The organism is Mycetocola sp. Y442 (assembly GCF_056898615.1).
Window position 1 is genome coordinate 619,198 of sequence record NZ_JBXHBV010000001.1, and the last position, 15,687, is coordinate 634,884.

Sequence of the window (15,687 nt, forward strand, 5' to 3'; positions counted from 1 at the left end):
GTTGAACACGCCGCCGTGTGAAGGAACCCGCCTCGCCTGTCCACAGCCCTTCGCCCTTCCGCCACAGCAGAAGGAACTTCGCCAGTCGGATGTCGAGGGCAGGTTGGGAATTCTATGGAGACATCGACGGCGTGTGCCGGAAAGGACTGCTCGGCTCCCCGTTCGTCGTCGTATTCCGGCGGCCGCCCTTACTGTTCCGCTGATGTGTGGCTGACCACCCGTTCCCGCGCGGTATCGGCGAACCGGTGCGGGAGTGAGGGTGGAGACCGAGGCGGGTTATGGTGCCCAACCCCGAACGGTGAGTATGGTGGCGGCATGACACATCTGCTCGTTGTCTTGGCCATCGTGGCGTTGTTCACCGCGGTCGCCGCCGCCGTGGTGTGGGGCATCGTATGGATCAGTCGAAGGCGTTGACACAACGCCGGACCCCGGCCCAATGAGGAGACCGAGGCCCTCGGACAAAACCTAGTACTCGAAGACCAGCCGGGCTGGAACCTTCCCGGCAAGAACCTCGGCGATCGCGTCGTTGACGCCTTCGAGCGGTCGCGTCTCCGCAATTATTCGCGTGTGTCCGGCGGCGTGCAGCGCGAAGACCTCGGCGAGGTCCTGTCTGGTGCCGACAATCGAGCCGATGATCGAGAGGCCCTTGATCACCGTCTCGAAGATCGACACCGACATTTCCTGATCAGCGGGCAGGCCGACGCAGATCAGACGTCCGCCGCGGTTAAGCGACGCGAACGCCTGCTCGAACACGCGCGGAGACGCGGCGAGAACAAGCGCAACATCGGCGCCGCCGATCTCACGGATGGCCTCAACGGGATCGCCTTTCGCGGCGTTCACGACGTGCTCGGCGCCCAGGTCCTTCGCCAGGTCCAGCTTCGCATCCTCGACATCTACGGCGATGACGGATCCGCCCATGATCCTGCCGTACTGCACAGCGAGGTGTCCGAGACCGCCGATCCCGAAGATCGCTACCCGCTCGGTTGGGACGATGTGGGCGACCTTGAGCGCTTTGTACGTGGTCACACCGGCGCAGGTGAGCGGTGCTGCCTCGATCGGAGAGATGCCCTCGGGAACGCTGACAACAAATCGTGCCGAAGCGACGGCGTACTCGGCAAATGCCCCGTCGACGGAGTAGCCGCTGTTGCGCTGGTTCTCACACAGGGTCTCGCGCCCGTCGATGCAGTATCGACACTCTCCACACGCGTAACCCAGCCACGGGATCGCCACCCGGTCGCCGACGGCCCTGCTGGTCACTCCGTCACCGAGCTTTTCGACGATACCGACGCCCTCGTGCCCTGGAACGAAGGGCGGGCTCGGTTTGACCGGCCAGTCGCCGTGGGCGGCATGGATGTCGGTGTGACACAGGCCACACGTTTCCAGGCGGATAAGCACCTCGCCCGGTCCTGGCTCCGGAACGTCCCGTTGCTGGATTTCCAACGGCTCTGTGAATGAGGTGACAACGGCGGCTTTCATGATGACTCCTTTGGAGGATACGAGGATGACGGAGTACGAGCGACGCGATGTTCAGACCACTGTCGACTCCGTGATGACCATCGCTCACGGGGCACATCCCCATCAGGGGCGAAAGGCCCGACGGCGCCACGGTTCGACCATCGGATCCGGCGCCGGAAACTCTCTCGTGCCTCAGACCGTCACCAGTTCCCTGAGCGCTTCGAACGTTTTCTCCCCGATTCCGGTGATGCTCATCAGCTCGTCGACGGCGGTGAACGGCCCGTTCGTGTCGCGCCAGGCGATGATCCGTGACGCCATTTCCGGTCCGACCCTCGGCAGTTCCTCGAGCTCATGGCTCGTCGCGGTGTTGAGGTTCACTTTTCCCCGCTCACTGCCCGGTGCCCCTGTGCCCGGCGCGACGGCATCCGCAGAGCTCTGGGCCCCGATCTCCGGCACGTGGATCTGCTCGCCGTCGACCACGAACCGCGCGAGGTTTACGCCGCGCTGGTCGGCGGTTGGGGTGAACCCTCCCGCTGACGCGACGGCATCGAGAACCCGGTCCCCCTCCCGCAGCCGGTAGACGCCCGGTGACGCAACCGCACCGAGGATATGGACGTACGCGACAGCCCCGGCGCTGTCCGGTTGCGCGGTTGATCGTTCGGCCGAGGGCACCGCGAGTGTCGACGTCGTTCCCGCCGATCCGATGAGCGAGACGACCACGGCGACCGCGAGTCCCGCAATGAGGAGCACGATCACGGCTCCAGCACCGAGCCGAACGTGAGCCGGTTTCCTCGACCGCAGCTCTGCCCGCCTTACCCCGGTGGCCCCACGCTCAGAATGCCCCTCCGACTGCATGGCCATGCCTGAAGCCAACCAGCTCCTGTCCGGAACCATGCTCTCGGCAGGCACCGTGGGGAAAACAAGGAGCCCGCCGCCCCTGTGAAGGGACGGCGGGCTCGTGTGTCGCTTGAGCCCTACTTCCGGGTGGCGATGCTCACCACGCGAGGGGCACGCACGACGACGTTGACGATCTCACGATCACCGATCGCGCGGATGACACCAGCGGATGCCCGCGCCTGCTTCTCGAGGTCGTCCGAGGCGATCTGCGGCGAGACCTCGAGCCGGTCGCGGACTTTACCGTCCACCTGGACGACACACGTGACGCTCTCTTCAACAAGCAACGATGCGTCGGGCTTGCGCCAGAGCACCTGCGCGACGGTGGGCTCGTAACCGAGCTTCTCCCACATGTCTTCGGCCGTGTACGGAGCGAACAGGTTGAGGGCGACGGCGGTGACTTCCGCTGCTTCCCGCACCGCGGGATCCGCTGGTCCCTTGCCGGTGTCGATGACCTTGCGGGTCGCGTTGACGAGCTCCATCAGTCGGGCGATCACGACGTTGAACTTGAATGACTCGACGAGTCCTGGTGCGTCGGCGAGGAACCTGTGCGTCTGGCGCCGGAGAGCGGCGTCACCCTTCTTCCACACCACGTCGGGTGCGCTCGTGACGTCCTGCGCGACACGCCAGGCGCGGGCGAGGAACTTTGCGGAACCGGCTGGTGAGACATCCGCCCAGTCGATGTCGTCTTCGGGCGGGCTCGCGAACGCGAGGGTGACCCGAAGCGCGTCAGCGCCGTAGAGCGACAGTTCACTGGCGAACTCAACGAGGTTGCCGCGGCTCTTCGACATCTTCGCGCCATCCATGAGCACCATGCCCTGGTTGAGCAGCGAGGTGAACGGTTCGGTGAAGGTCAGGTAGTCGAGGTCGTAGAGCACCTTGGTCATGAACCGCGAGTACAGCAGGTGCAGGATCGCGTGCTCGACGCCACCGACGTACTGGTCGACCGGCGCCCACTTCTCGGCTTCGGCCGGGTCGAATGCCACGGTGTCGGATGTCGCGTTGAGGTAACGCAGGTAGTACCAGGAGCTGTCGACGAACGTGTCCATCGTGTCTGAGTCGCGCTGGGCGGGTCCACCACACGTCGGGCAGGCGACGTTGATCCAGTCCTCGGCCGCACCGAGCGGGCTGGTTCCCTTGGGCTGAAGGTCGAGTCCATCGGCCGAGGGAAGCTCGATCGGCAGCTGGTCCTCGGGAACCGGCACTTCACCGCACTTCTCGCAGTGGATGATCGGGATCGGGGTGCCCCAGTAACGCTGCCGAGAGATCAGCCAGTCGCGCAGGCGGTAGTTCTTGGCGGTGTGGCCGAGCCCGGACGAGGTGAGCGCCTCGGTGACCTTCGCCATGGCGGCGTTCTTTGACAGCCCGTTGAACGGACCTGAGTTGATCAGTCGCCCGGGACCGGTGAGGGCCTCCCCCGTGGCCTTGGGGTCTGTCGGAGGAAGATCGTCCGGCAGCTCACCATCGATGAGCACCGGGATCGCTCCGGTGACAGGCTGGTTGGTGTCAACGACAACGCGGACAGGCAGGTCGAACGCCCGCGCGAAGTCGAGGTCGCGCTGGTCGTGAGCGGGAACGGCCATGATCGCGCCGTGCCCGTAGTCCGCGAGGACGTAGTCTGATGCCCAGATCGGGATGCGCTCCCCGTTGATCGGGTTGACGGCGTACCGCTCGAGGAAGACACCGGTCTTCTCACGCTCGGTGCTGAGGCGATCGATGTCGCTCTCGCCCTTGACGCGCTCGAGGTACTCGGCGAACGCCTGCTGCGTCTCGGCGGGAGCATCGGCAACGAGCTCGGCAGCGAGTTCGGAATCGACGGCCACGACCATGAAGGTGACGCCGAACAGGGTGTCTGGACGGGTGGTGTAGACGGGAACCGCGGCATCCCTGCCCTCGATGGTGAAGTCGACGTCGGCACCGGTCGACCTGCCGACCCAGTTGCGCTGCATGCTGAGCACCTTGGCCGGCCACGCGCCCTCGAGCTGCTTGAGGTCGTCAACGAGCCGGTCGGCGTAGTCGGTGATGCGGAAGTACCACTGGTTGAGCTTCTTCTTGGTGACGAGGTTGCCGCAGCGCTCACACCTGCCGTCGACGACCTGCTCGTTCGCGAGCACGGTCTGGTCGAACGGGCACCAGTTGACCGCGCTGTCCTTGCGGTAGGCGAGCCCCTTCTTGTACAGCTGGAGGAACAGCCACTGCGTCCAGCGGTAGTACTCGGGGTCAGACGTGTGCAGTTCGCGGTCCCAGTCGAAGGACGGCGCGTAGGTGCGGAAGCTCTTCTTCTGCTGGGCGATGTTCTCGTAGGTCCAGCCGCGAGGGTCGACGCCCCGTTTGATGGCGGCGTTCTCCGCCGGCAGCCCGAACGAGTCCCAGCCGATCGGGTGCAGCACGTTGAAACCCTGCTGGCGCCAGTACCGTGCAACGATGTCGCCGAAACCGAACGCCTCAGCGTGCCCCATGTGGAGGTCACCGGAGGGGTAAGGGAACATGTCGAGCACGTACTTGCGCGGGCGCCGATCGGTGGCGTCATTCGTCGCAAACGGCTTCATCTCATCCCAGACCGGAAGCCACTTCTTCTGGATCGCGGCAAAGTCGTACCTGTTGCTGGCCTGATTCAGTTCGTCGTGTGACACGTGGCTCTCATTCATAAGCGGGAAATGACCGTTGCAGGAGCAGGGCGGGCTCACTCACGGTCCAGCCAACTAGCCTACTTCCTGTTGGCTTGCGCCGAGCGCATCGAGAAGTGCGGCAGCCTTCAGCCTGGTCTCCTCGACCTCATCGTCTGCGACCGAGAGTGCCGTGATACCGCCGCCTGTTCCGATGGCTGCTCCGTCATGATCGATCAGGATGCTCCGGATCACCATGGCGAGGTCGACGGCGCCATCGGCCCCGAAGTAGCCGAACGCTCCCGAGTACACACCTCTCGGGCCCCGTTCGAGGTCATCGAGCAGGGTCATCGCGGAGAGTTTTGGGGCGCCGGTCATGGACCCTGCCGGGAACGCGGCGGCAACGGCCGCCACCGGCGTCACGCCCTCCGCCAGCCGGGCGGTCACCGTACTGACGAGCTGGTGCACCTGGGCATAACTCTCGACGGTCAACAGATCGCTCACCCGCACGCTCCCCAGTGCCGCGATACGGCCGAGGTCGTTGCGCATGAGGTCGACGATCATGAGGTTCTCAGCACGCTCCTTCACGCTCGCCAGCAGGCCATCGCGCTGGGCGGCATCCGTCGCGGGTCCATCACCGCGAGGACGCGTTCCCTTGATCGGACGCGTGGTAATCGTTCGTTCGGGAGTGATCCGGAGGAACTGCTCCGGCGATGAACTGACGAGCGCAACGCCACCGATCCGGATGAGCCCGCCGTGGTGGCTCGGGCTTGACCGTCTCAGCCGACGGTAGACGGTGGTCGCGTCGAACGTGCCGTCGATGCGCAGCTCGTTGGTGAGACAGAGGAGGTAGGCGTCACCCGCGCGGATGTGGTCCTGTGCGCGGGCGATGAGCGTGCCGTATTCGCCGGGATTGTGGCGCCAGCGGACCGGTCCGGCCGGGACCGGCTCGGCGGGCTCGGTGCTCTCCCCCGTGATGCCGCGCCGCGTCAGCGGGCCGAGCCAGGAGAAGTCGGGCTCTGGCGCCACCTGCCCCGCCACCTCACCAGCCACCTGAGCGGCGACAACGACAGCGGTTACGGTGCGCGCCGCGTGATCGAAGACGAGCACGCGCTCGGCACGCACCAGGGCCGCGTCCGGGTAGCGCGACTGGTGATGTCTGGTTCCGACATGGGCCGCGCCAGCCTCGTACCCCAGCCAGCCGACCCAGCCGGCCGTGAACTCACCGACCGTGACGTCGTGGTGAGCCAGGACCGCGTCTTCAGCGAGGACATCGGCCAGGGCCTCGAAAACGGTGGCGGAGCGAACCTGCGGCGTTTCGTTCCCACTAGCGCTGTAGGTGACGGTGCCGTCGGCGACCGACGCGGTGAGCGTTGCGGATCCGTCGCCGAGATAGCTGAACCCGGTCGCGGCGGACCTGCCGCTGTCGAGCCAGAACGCGTGCTCGGATTCCGAGAACAGGGCGAGGAACGCCTCTTCCGGGTCGACCCAGATGTCCAGCGCTCGAGTCGTCGTTCCGGATTGCACAGTTCATACCCTAGATGCCCGCGCGTGGCGTGTTGGGCCCTAATCGTCCAATACACCCGTCATCGGAGTACCAGCCACCGCGCTGCGGTCAACCGCACCGGGAGTCCGGACCGCGGCAACGTACACTCGCGACCATGAGCCTGAAAGCAGCCATCACCGACGCGGGAATGCGCGCCATGAACATCCTCCACCGGGGCATACTTGCCGTGACGGGTGGCCGGCTCGGTTCACGGCTCGGGACGATGGATGTGGTGGAACTACACACGATCGGCAGGTCATCCGGACGTCCTCGGGCGACGATGCTGACAACGCCGATCTCTGACCGCGAAAAACTCGTCCTCGTCGCGTCGAAGGGCGGGAGCGATACCCACCCGGAGTGGTACCTCAACCTGCGCAGCAATCCTGAGGTGGCGGTGACCGTGTCGGGTAAGACACGCAAGATGCGCGCTCGCGCAGCCTCCCCGGCAGAGAAGGACGAACTCTGGCCACGAATCGTCGCCGCATACCCCGGGTACGCTCGCTACCAGCGCAAGACCAGCCGCGACATCCCCGTGGTGATCTGTGAGTCCCGCGAGGCGGAGTGACCGCTCGGTGTCACTCGGCGGCGATGCGCCTGATCAGGGCGGATGCCTGCGTGAGAATTGCCTCGACCGACTCGGCGCCTGGACCGACGAACATCTTCTGCAGCGTGTAACGCAGCACCGTGAACGCGAGGGCCACCACCATCGCCGCCTCATCGCGGAGGTCGCCATCCGTGCGGCCCGAGACCGCAAAACGAGCGAGCACCAGATCCACGAGTTCGTTCTCCTGCGCGACCATCCAGTCCATTTGCCTGCCGAGAAGCTCCGGTGTGGCGGTGATGATGAAAAACCGTGACCGCAGAAGTTCGGCATCGACCGATTCGTCGGTGAGGGCGGATGCCATGATCCGGACGAGGTCATGCACGATGTCGTTACCCGGCTCTGAGATGAACCGCTTGCCGTCAAGGTCGTCCAGTGTCGGCGCCGGGCCCAAAATCACGCCCTCTTTGGAACCGAAGTAGTTGAAGAACGTGCGCTGCGACACCTCGCTGGCCGCGCAAATCATCTCGACGGTGACGTGATCGTATCCGTGCTCGAGGACGAGTGCGATCGCCGCGTGTTCGATCGCGGACCTGGTTTTCGCTCGCTTGCGAGCCCGTAACCCGACGGCCGGTGCAACATCGTCATTCATGGTCCATCATTTCTACAGCACGGAGGTCAGGATGCCTGACTCGATCCGGAACCGCCGGTGCACGAGTCCGTCCGGCAGGTCGGCATGGGTGATCAGGACGATGGTCCTGTCGTCACCCTGTCCCGCGCGCAGCAGGTCGACGAGAAGCGATTCGGCAAGATCTGCCTCCACGTTCGCCGTCGGTTCGTCGAAAACGATGACGGGGAATTCCCGGAGCAGGGCTCGCGCGAGGGCGATCCGCTGCGCCTGTCCGCCTGAGACGAGCGCGCCGCGCTCACCGACCCTGGCGTCAAGACCCCCGCGCGCGACGAGCCATTCGCCGAGGCCGACCCGCTCGAGCACGTCGGTGAGGTCAGCATCCGTTGCGGTGTCCCTCGCGAACAGGAGATTTTGTCTGATGCTCTCGTCGAACAGGTAGGGAACCTGCTCGCACAGCCCGACCACACCGCGCACGGCGGCGAAGGGGAGGTCGCGCACCTGCTGCCCGGCAAGCTCGTAGCTCCCCTCGTAGTCGAGGAATCTCACGAGCACGTGGGCCAGCGTTGTCTTCCCGGCGCCGCTTGGCCCTTCGATAAGCACTCGCTCACCGCGCTGGATCGCGAGGGAGGCAATGCTGAGAGCCGGTGCCGTCGCCCCCGGCCAGCGTGCGGTCACGTTCGAGAGCGCGATGACGGGTGCCGTCGGGTTGTGAGCCACTTCGGCGGTGCCGACATCCGAGGGAAGTTCGCTCGGCACGTCGGTGGGTGCCACCCGGGCAATCCGTTCAGCGCTCGCTCGCACCTGCCTCCACGCACTCGCCGCGAGGGGAACGCTCGCCACGATCTCGAAGACCGCGAGCGGAACGAGGACGATGACCGCGAGTGCAGGCCCGGTGAGACCATTCTCAGCCGACAGGCCGGGAATCCCCGCTACCAGCGACCACGCCACGGCCAGCCCGGCGCACAGCGACAGCGCTGCCGCAGCGATCCCCACGCCCGCGGATCGCGCGGTGAGGGCTCGGGTGAGCGCGCTGTCGGCGGCTTCGACCCTGCGGCGCCCCTCCGCCTCGGCACCGTACGCGATGAGAACGTCGAGGCTGCCGAGGTAGTCGAGGAGGGCGTCCACAAGCGCAGCGCGGCGCGGAGCGAGGGACCGTTCAGCGGATGCCGCGACACGGCCGGAGACCACGGTTCCAATGACAAATGCGGCGACGAGGGCCAGTGCGAGTCCCGCGGCGGCCGCCGGCGAGATCAGTGCGACGACCCAGACGGCGATGGCGGCAACGCCGAGGGACGTAACCAGGGGCTGGAGCACCCGGAGTGGCAGGTTCTGGAGTTCGTCGACGTCGGAGACCAGCGAGGACAGCAGCGAACCACGGCGGGTCCGGCCGAGCCCATCGGGCGCGAGCGGAATGAGTCTCCGCAGAAGATCCACGCGGACGGTCTCCAGCTGCCGGAAAGCGGCGTCGTGGCTGGCGAGGCGCTCGAGGTAGCGGAAGAACGCACGCCCGAGGGCGAATGCGCGCACACCGACGACCGCCATCGACAGGTAGAGAATGGGCGGCTGCTCCGCAGCGCGGGTGATGAGGTATGCGCTCGTTGCGAGCAGCGCCACGGTGCACAGGGCGGCGAGGATCCCGAACAGGACACCGAGGATCGCTCCCTTTGTCCTGGGCAGCGCGGTGGTGAGAACCGCGCGAACCTGGCCGGCACTCACCGTGTTTGAGCCATGGGGTACCGCACTCATGATGCCGACACCCCCGCGAGTGAGCTGACGTGAAGCAGGGCGTCAGCGCGTTCGATCACGGCGGCCCGGTGGCTCACGACGACCACAGCGGTTCCCGAGCGCGCGATGCTCGCGAGGCCGTCGAGCAGTCGATTTTCAGTCGTGTGGTCGAGTGCAGAGCTCGGCTCGTCGAGCAGAAGAACAGAACAGGAGTTCTCCAGCGTGCGATAGATCGCCCGTGCGACACCAACGCGCTGCGCCTGGCCGCCGGAGAGCCCTGAGCCCGCGACGCCGACGGGAAGGTCCGGCGACAGTTCACCGGCCGCGGCGAGGGCGAGTGCGGTCCTGATGCGTTGGGGGTCTGGATGCCCGGACCCGAGTGCCACGTTATCGGCAACGGTCCCGAGGAACAGCGACGGCCGCTGCCCGGTCCAGGCGAGCCACGGGCGGTCCTGGGCGCCGGGGAGCACGGGCTCTCCACCAAGCGAGATGTCGCCCGAGCGCGGCACGAAGCCGAGAATCGCGGCGACGAGGCTGGACTTGCCCGATCCGCTCGGCCCGGCGATGACCGTCAGCCGACCTGGAGTGAACTCGGTCGACACGGGGGCGAACACCGGACCCGACCCGTAGTCGACGCTGACGTTTCGCAACTGGAGGACGCCGGAACCGCGCTCCTCACCCGCTGGCACCGCGGCATCCGCAGGCAGTTCCCGCGCCTCATCGAGGACGACAAACGCGTCTTCGGCGGCCGCGACGCCCTCGGCTGCGGCGTGGAAGTTCGCGCCGACCTGGCGAAGCGGGAGGAATGCCTCCGGTGCGAGGAGAAGGACGAACAAGCCGACACCGAGCACGAGCGACCCGTCAACGAGGCGAAGGCCGATCGACACAGCGACGAGCGCGACCGACAGGCTCGCGGCGAGTTCCAGCGCAAAGCTCGACAGGAAGGAGACACGGAGGACCTTCATTGTCTGCACGCGATAATCCGTCGTGATCGCGCGCATCCGTGTGACCTGCCGCGATTCGCGGCCAAAGATCTTGAGCGTCGCCAGGCCGCCGAGAGTGTCGACGAAACCGGACGACAGGGTTCCGAGTACCGACCACTGCCGTCGCTGCACCGCCTGGGTCGCCCAGCCGATCAGAACCATGAAGAGCGGAATGAGGGGCAGGGTCACAAGGATGAAAAGCGCGGATACCGGATCCTGAATCAGAATCACGACGACAATCACCGGTGTGACGATCACCGTCAGGATCAGCTGGGGCAGGTACTTCGAGAAGTAGTCATCGAGCGCATCCATCCCCCTGCCGAGCAGGGTCGCGACTCGAGCCGTGTTGTGTTCGGCGAGCCACGCTGGCCCGAGCAGCCGGACAGCGTCAAGAACACGGAGCCGGAGCTCGCTCTTGACCCTCGCGGCACCCCTCGCAGCGATGAGGTCCTGCGCGTACACGAGCGAGGCACGGATGACCGCGAAGCCGGCGAGTGCGCCGATGTACGGCATCAGTTCATCGAGACCGCGCCCCTCGATTGCGCCGGTGACGCACTCGGTGATGAGCCAGGCGAAAGCGACGATGCAGGCCGTGGTGGCGATGCCGACGAGAGCTCCTGCGAGCAGGAACCACCGTGCACTGACCGCGTATCGAAGGAGCCGGGGATCGAGGGGACGCACACTCAAAGGCTAGTCTGCCGCAGGGACGTGGGAGTCTTCGACGGCCTCGATGTGGCCGCGGGTGACCCGCTTGCGGAACACCCAGTAGGTCCAGGCCTGATACGCGAGGATGAGCGGCAGTGCGATGAGCGCGGTCCAGCTCATGACCTGGAGCGTGTACGGGCTCGACGACGCATTCTCGATGGTCAGGCTGTTGGCCGGGTCGTTGCTCGCCGGCATCACGTCGGGGAACAGCGATGCAAAGAGCGTGAGCACCGCGAAGGTGATCGTGAGCGCCATGAGCGTGAAAGCCTGGCCCTCCCTGCCCTTGATGTTCGCGAACACCGAGGCGATCAGGGTCACGGCGGCCGCAGCGGCGAGAATGAATGCCGGCAGGGTGCCGTAAGACAACACGGTCCAGACCAGGAACGACGCGGCGACGAGAACCGTGAGGACGCCAGCGCGGATTGCGAGGGCACGGGACCTGACCCGGAGGTCGCCCTCGGTCTTGAGCGTGAGGAACACGGCTCCGTGGGTGAAGAACAGGAGGAGCGTGGTGACGCCGCCCAGAAGCGCGTACGGGTTCAGCAGGTCAAAGACGGTTCCCGTGTAGTTGTGGCCGGAGTCAAGCGGCACACCGCGGACGATGTTGGCGAAGGCAACACCCCAGAGGAAGGCGGGAATGGCGCTGCCGGTGATGATCATCCGGTCGAAGCGACGTTTCCACTCCTTCTCCGGCCGCTGGTGGCGGTATTCAAATGACACTCCGCGGATGATGAGCGCGATAAGGATGATCAGCAGCGGGAGGTAGAACCCGCTGAACAGCGTCGCGTACCACTCGGGGAATGCCGCGAAGAGCGACGCACCGGCAACGATGAGCCAGGTCTCGTTGAGGTCCCACACGGGGCCGATGGTGTTGATGACGACGCGACGGTCGGTGTCGTCCTTCGAGACGAACGGGAGGCTCATCCCCACGCCGAAGTCGAACCCCTCGAGCACGAAGTACCCGACGAAGAGGAAGGCGATGATGCCGAACCAGAGAACTGTGAGATCCATTTGTCTTCCTAGTAGACCGTGGTGTGGATGAGTGGTTTTCCGGGTTCTTCCTCTGACTCGCCGATGGCCGCTGGGCCCTCCTGGGCGGTCTTCTTGATCAGCCGGAACTCGACGACGGCGAGCGAACCGTAGACGAGAGTGAAAGCAACGAGCGAGATGAGCACCTCGATACCGGTCACCCCGGGAGAGACGCCGTCGGCGGTCTCCAGCAACCCGAACACGAGCCAGGGCTGCCGTCCCATCTCCGTAAAGACCCAGCCGACAATCATCGCGCCGAGTGACAGCGGGAACGACCAGACCGCGGCCTTCCATACCCACTTGTTGGTTGGCATCCGCCCCTTGCGGGTCAGCCACAGACCGACGACCGCGACGATGACGTGCAGGATGCCCATGCCGATCATCCAGCGGAAGGACCAGTAGGTGACCCAGATGATCGGCGCGTAGTCGCCGGGGCCGTACAGGGTCTGGTACTGCTCCTGAAGGTTGTTGATGCCCTCGACGGTGCCGTCGAACGTGTGGGTCGACAGGAACGACAGCAGGTATGGGATACGGATGGAGAAGAGCTCGTGTACGCCGTCGGGTGTGCCGAGCGTGAAGATGGAGAACGACGCGTCGGCGCCGGTCGAGGTCTCGTACATCGCTTCGGCTGCTGCCATTTTCATCGGCTGGGTCGCGACCATGGCGAGGCTGAGCTGGTCTCCCGCGAGTGTGGTGAGTGCACCGGAGACGACCATTCCCCAGAGACCGAACTTGAGCGCCGGCCGCATGGTTTCCAGGTGCTGGTTCTTGGAGAGGTGCCAGGCCGCAACCGTGATGATGAGGCCGGCCGAGACCATGAAGCAGGCAAAGATCGTGTGCGGGAACGCCGCGAGAGCGACCGGGTTGGTGAGCAGCTCCCAGATACTGGTGAGCTCCGCCCTGCCCTTTTCCTCGTTGATCGTGAACGCGACAGGGTTCTGCATGAACGCGTTGGCGGCGATGATGAAGTACGCCGAGAGGATGCTGGCGATCGACACCAGCCAGATGGTTGCGAGGTGCAGCTTGGCCGGCAGTTTGTCCCAGCCGAAGATCCACAGGCCGATGAACGTGGCCTCGAGGAAGAACGCGAGGAGTCCCTCAAACGCGAGTGGTGCGCCGAAGACGTCTCCGACGAAGCGTGAGTAGTCGGACCAGTTCATGCCGAACTGGAACTCCTGAACGATTCCTGTCACGACGCCCATGGCGAAGTTGATGAGGAAGATCTTGCCGAAGAACTGGGTGAGCTGGAGGTAGTGCACCTTGCCGGTTCGCACCCACGCTGTCTGGAAGATCGCGACCGTCAGTGCCATCCCGATCGTGAGCGGCACGAAGAGGAAATGGTAGATCGTCGTGAGTCCGAACTGCCAGCGCGACAGTAGCAGCGGATCGAGCAGGTCGTTCACGTCACCTCCACAGAGTTTTCTACACCGCGTAGAAAAGCTTTCGGTCTGAGCCTAGACCCATTTCTACGACCTGTAGAACTCTTTTCTACGAAATGTAGAAATTCGCGCGAACTGGGGTATTCTTGTGCGATGGCAACCCTGGGTGAACTCGAACGATCGGTGATGGATGTGCTGTGGAGCACAAACGACTCACTCAGCGCGAACGACCTCCGCGACAGCCTCGACTCCGGGACAGGCGCACGGGAAGTCGCGGTGACGACGGTACTGACCGTGCTGTCACGACTTGAGAACAAGGGGTTCGTCGAGCGCGACCGTTCGACCCGACCTCACCTCTATCGATCGGTCACGTCGAGGGCTGAGCACACCGCCGACCTCATGCACGAGGTGCTCGGCACGGCCAACGACCGCGAAGCCGCCCTCGCACGCTTCGTCGGCCAGGTCACCCCGGAAGAGGCCGAGACGCTGCGCGCGCTTCTCGGTGGGGCTCGCACGTCCTGACACTAAACTCGGTCGACGTGATGCTCACCGCCTCCGTCGTGCTCGCCGCACTGGCCCTCACGCTCGCGTGGCCGGTACCCCTGGCGCTCTCACGGGCGCGGTGGACTGCCCGCGCCCCCGGCACCGCCCTCGTGCTCTGGCAATCGATCGCCCTCGCCGGAGGCCTGTCCATGATCGGGTCGCTGGTCACGTACGGTCTCATCCCGTTCGGCGACAATCTCATCGATGGCGGCATCCGCCTCATCAACCATCTGTTCGCCGGGACCCTGCCGACAGGTGCGACGCTCCCCCAGATGTTCGCCCTGTGCCTCGCCGTTCTCCTCACCGGGCACCTGCTCCTGAGCCTCGTGCTCACCACGGTGAGGAGCGAGCGCCAGCGCAAGCGCCACCTCTCGCTCGTGAACCTGCTGAGCGCACCTCTGGAGGGAAACCCCGGCACCCGGGTGATCGACCACCCCTCTCCCGTTGCGTACTGCCTGGCCGGGACAAGCAGCTCCGTCACCGTACTGTCCGAGGGCCTGCTCGCCCTGCTGGATCACGACCAGCTGCGGGCTGTCATTGCGCACGAACGAGCTCACCTCGCGCAGCAGCACCACCTGGTCCTCATCGCCTTCAAGTCGTGGCACAGCGCACTCCCGTGGTTCCCCATCGCCAATCGTGCGGAGAACGCCGTCGCACTTCTCGTTGAAATGCTCGCCGACGACCAGGCCCGCAGGGCCACGGACGACCGCACACTTGCCACCGCCATCGCGCTCGTTGGGTCAGGGGCGGTGAGCGATCCCCTCGCTCCCGAACTCGCCTGGGCGAATCGCGGCGAGATCGAACCTGGCCTGATCGGCCCGCGGGTCGCGAGGCTCGTGAACCCGCAGCCGCCGCTGCGGCTCGGCGCGCGGGTCTGCGTCCTCACCGGAGCCATCGCCCTTCTCGTAATTCCGACCGTGCTGCTGGTACTCATCTAGGTCCCATAGGCTCAGCATCGTGAATGAGTTCCTCACCTGGCTGCTCGACCTCGTGCAAAGCGTTGACCCTGTCCTTCGGACGGTTCTCGCGGGCACGGCGATCATGCTCGAAACCAGTGTTCTCGTCGGTCTCATTGTTCCCGGCGACACCGTCGTCATTGTGGCGAGCACAGGGGTGGCGAGCCCTGCTCAGTTCGTTGGACTCATCGCCGCGGTACTGATCGGCTCCATCATCGGGGAGTCCATCGGCTTCGCGCTCGGACGCTTCTTCGGACCCCGAATCCGGGCGAGCCGTCTCGGCAGGAAGATCGGCGATCGCCAGTGGGTCCGGGCGGAGAATTACCTCGACAGGCGAGGGGGCATCGCCGTCTTTATTTCACGCTTTCTTCCCGTGCTGCACTCGCTCATCCCCCTCACGGTCGGGATGAGTGCCATGTCGTATCGCCGATTCATCAGCTGGACCATTCCCGCCTGCCTGGTGTGGTCGATCGCATACGTGTCGGTCGGCTCGGCGGCGGCCGGCACCTACAGACAGCTCGCCGACCAGCTGCACTACGCCGGCTACATCTTCGTGGCGATCATCGCGGCGTTCCTGGTTGTCGCATACATCGTCAAGCGCCTCCTGAAACGCTCGGAGGAACGCCACATGAGCCGCCCGGGTGACGGCGACCCCGCAACGCGCGAAAGCGACTGAACCGACATGCGCACCAAC

General features: G+C 65.4%; 13 protein-coding genes. 4 read left to right on the forward strand and 9 right to left on the reverse strand.

All coding sequences use genetic code 11. From position 1 onward, the window contains the following. Positions 1 to 465: 465 nt before the first annotated feature. The 4 genes from adhP to AC1X6S_RS02955 form a co-directional block, all read right to left on the reverse strand. Positions 466 to 1,476, reverse strand: coding sequence for an alcohol dehydrogenase AdhP (gene adhP, locus AC1X6S_RS02940; RefSeq protein ID WP_483404316.1), 1,011 nt, complete (start codon positions 1,474 to 1,476; stop codon positions 466 to 468). 171 nt (positions 1,477 to 1,647) lie between these two features. Further along, positions 1,648 to 2,316 (reverse strand): helix-hairpin-helix domain-containing protein, encoded by a 669-nt coding sequence (locus AC1X6S_RS02945; protein WP_483404317.1) that lies wholly within the window; start codon positions 2,314 to 2,316, stop codon positions 1,648 to 1,650. 113 nt (positions 2,317 to 2,429) lie between these two features. Further along, positions 2,430 to 4,982: a leucine--tRNA ligase gene (gene leuS / locus AC1X6S_RS02950; RefSeq protein WP_483404318.1), complete on the reverse strand. Its 2,553-nt coding sequence runs from the start codon at positions 4,980 to 4,982 to the stop codon at positions 2,430 to 2,432. A 69-nt stretch (positions 4,983 to 5,051) separates the two neighbouring features. Continuing rightward, positions 5,052 to 6,482 carry an anthranilate synthase component I family protein gene (locus AC1X6S_RS02955; RefSeq protein WP_483404319.1) on the reverse strand — a complete coding sequence of 477 codons (1,431 nt, stop codon included), beginning with the start codon at positions 6,480 to 6,482 and terminating at the stop codon, positions 5,052 to 5,054. A 134-nt stretch (positions 6,483 to 6,616) separates the two neighbouring features. Between AC1X6S_RS02955 and AC1X6S_RS02960 the strand changes: the two genes are divergently transcribed. Then, the gene (locus tag AC1X6S_RS02960; RefSeq protein ID WP_483404320.1) at positions 6,617 to 7,066 is read left to right on the forward strand and encodes a nitroreductase/quinone reductase family protein; all 450 of its coding nucleotides are present in this window, start codon (positions 6,617 to 6,619) and stop codon (positions 7,064 to 7,066) included. 10 nt (positions 7,067 to 7,076) lie between these two features. Here the strand turns inward: AC1X6S_RS02960 and AC1X6S_RS02965 are convergent, their stop codons facing one another. Genes AC1X6S_RS02965 through AC1X6S_RS02985 form a run of 5 tightly spaced genes read right to left on the reverse strand, consistent with a single transcriptional unit; the run spans position 7,077 to position 13,518 of the window. Beyond that, positions 7,077 to 7,694, reverse strand: coding sequence for a TetR/AcrR family transcriptional regulator (locus AC1X6S_RS02965; RefSeq protein ID WP_483404321.1), 618 nt, complete (start codon positions 7,692 to 7,694; stop codon positions 7,077 to 7,079). Between the two features lie 12 nt (positions 7,695 to 7,706). Beyond that, positions 7,707 to 9,419: a thiol reductant ABC exporter subunit CydC gene (cydC, locus tag AC1X6S_RS02970; RefSeq protein ID WP_483404322.1), complete on the reverse strand. Its 1,713-nt coding sequence runs from the start codon at positions 9,417 to 9,419 to the stop codon at positions 7,707 to 7,709. Next, positions 9,416 to 11,062 carry a thiol reductant ABC exporter subunit CydD gene (cydD, locus tag AC1X6S_RS02975; RefSeq protein WP_483404323.1) on the reverse strand — a complete coding sequence of 549 codons (1,647 nt, stop codon included), beginning with the start codon at positions 11,060 to 11,062 and terminating at the stop codon, positions 9,416 to 9,418. Before cydD ends, cydC begins: the two co-directional genes overlap by 4 nt. Positions 11,063 to 11,071: 9 nt before the next feature. Further along, positions 11,072 to 12,097: a cytochrome d ubiquinol oxidase subunit II gene (gene cydB, locus AC1X6S_RS02980; protein ID WP_483404324.1), complete on the reverse strand. Its 1,026-nt coding sequence runs from the start codon at positions 12,095 to 12,097 to the stop codon at positions 11,072 to 11,074. Between the two features lie 8 nt (positions 12,098 to 12,105). After that, on the reverse strand, positions 12,106 to 13,518 hold the full coding sequence (locus AC1X6S_RS02985; protein ID WP_483404325.1) for a cytochrome ubiquinol oxidase subunit I: 1,413 nt from the start codon (positions 13,516 to 13,518) through the stop codon (positions 12,106 to 12,108). A gap of 129 nt (positions 13,519 to 13,647) precedes the next feature. Between AC1X6S_RS02985 and AC1X6S_RS02990 the strand changes: the two genes are divergently transcribed. From AC1X6S_RS02990 to AC1X6S_RS03000, 3 genes are read left to right on the forward strand one after another with little or no spacing between them, the layout of a single operon-like run. Beyond that, complete coding sequence (locus tag AC1X6S_RS02990) at positions 13,648 to 14,016, forward strand: BlaI/MecI/CopY family transcriptional regulator (RefSeq protein ID WP_483404326.1); 369 nt, start codon at positions 13,648 to 13,650, stop codon at positions 14,014 to 14,016. A gap of 20 nt (positions 14,017 to 14,036) precedes the next feature. Further along, complete coding sequence (locus tag AC1X6S_RS02995; protein ID WP_483404967.1) at positions 14,037 to 14,975, forward strand: M56 family metallopeptidase; 939 nt, start codon at positions 14,037 to 14,039, stop codon at positions 14,973 to 14,975. A 19-nt stretch (positions 14,976 to 14,994) separates the two neighbouring features. After that, complete coding sequence (locus tag AC1X6S_RS03000) at positions 14,995 to 15,669, forward strand: DedA family protein (RefSeq protein WP_483404327.1); 675 nt, start codon at positions 14,995 to 14,997, stop codon at positions 15,667 to 15,669. Positions 15,670 to 15,687: the final 18 nt, after the last annotated feature.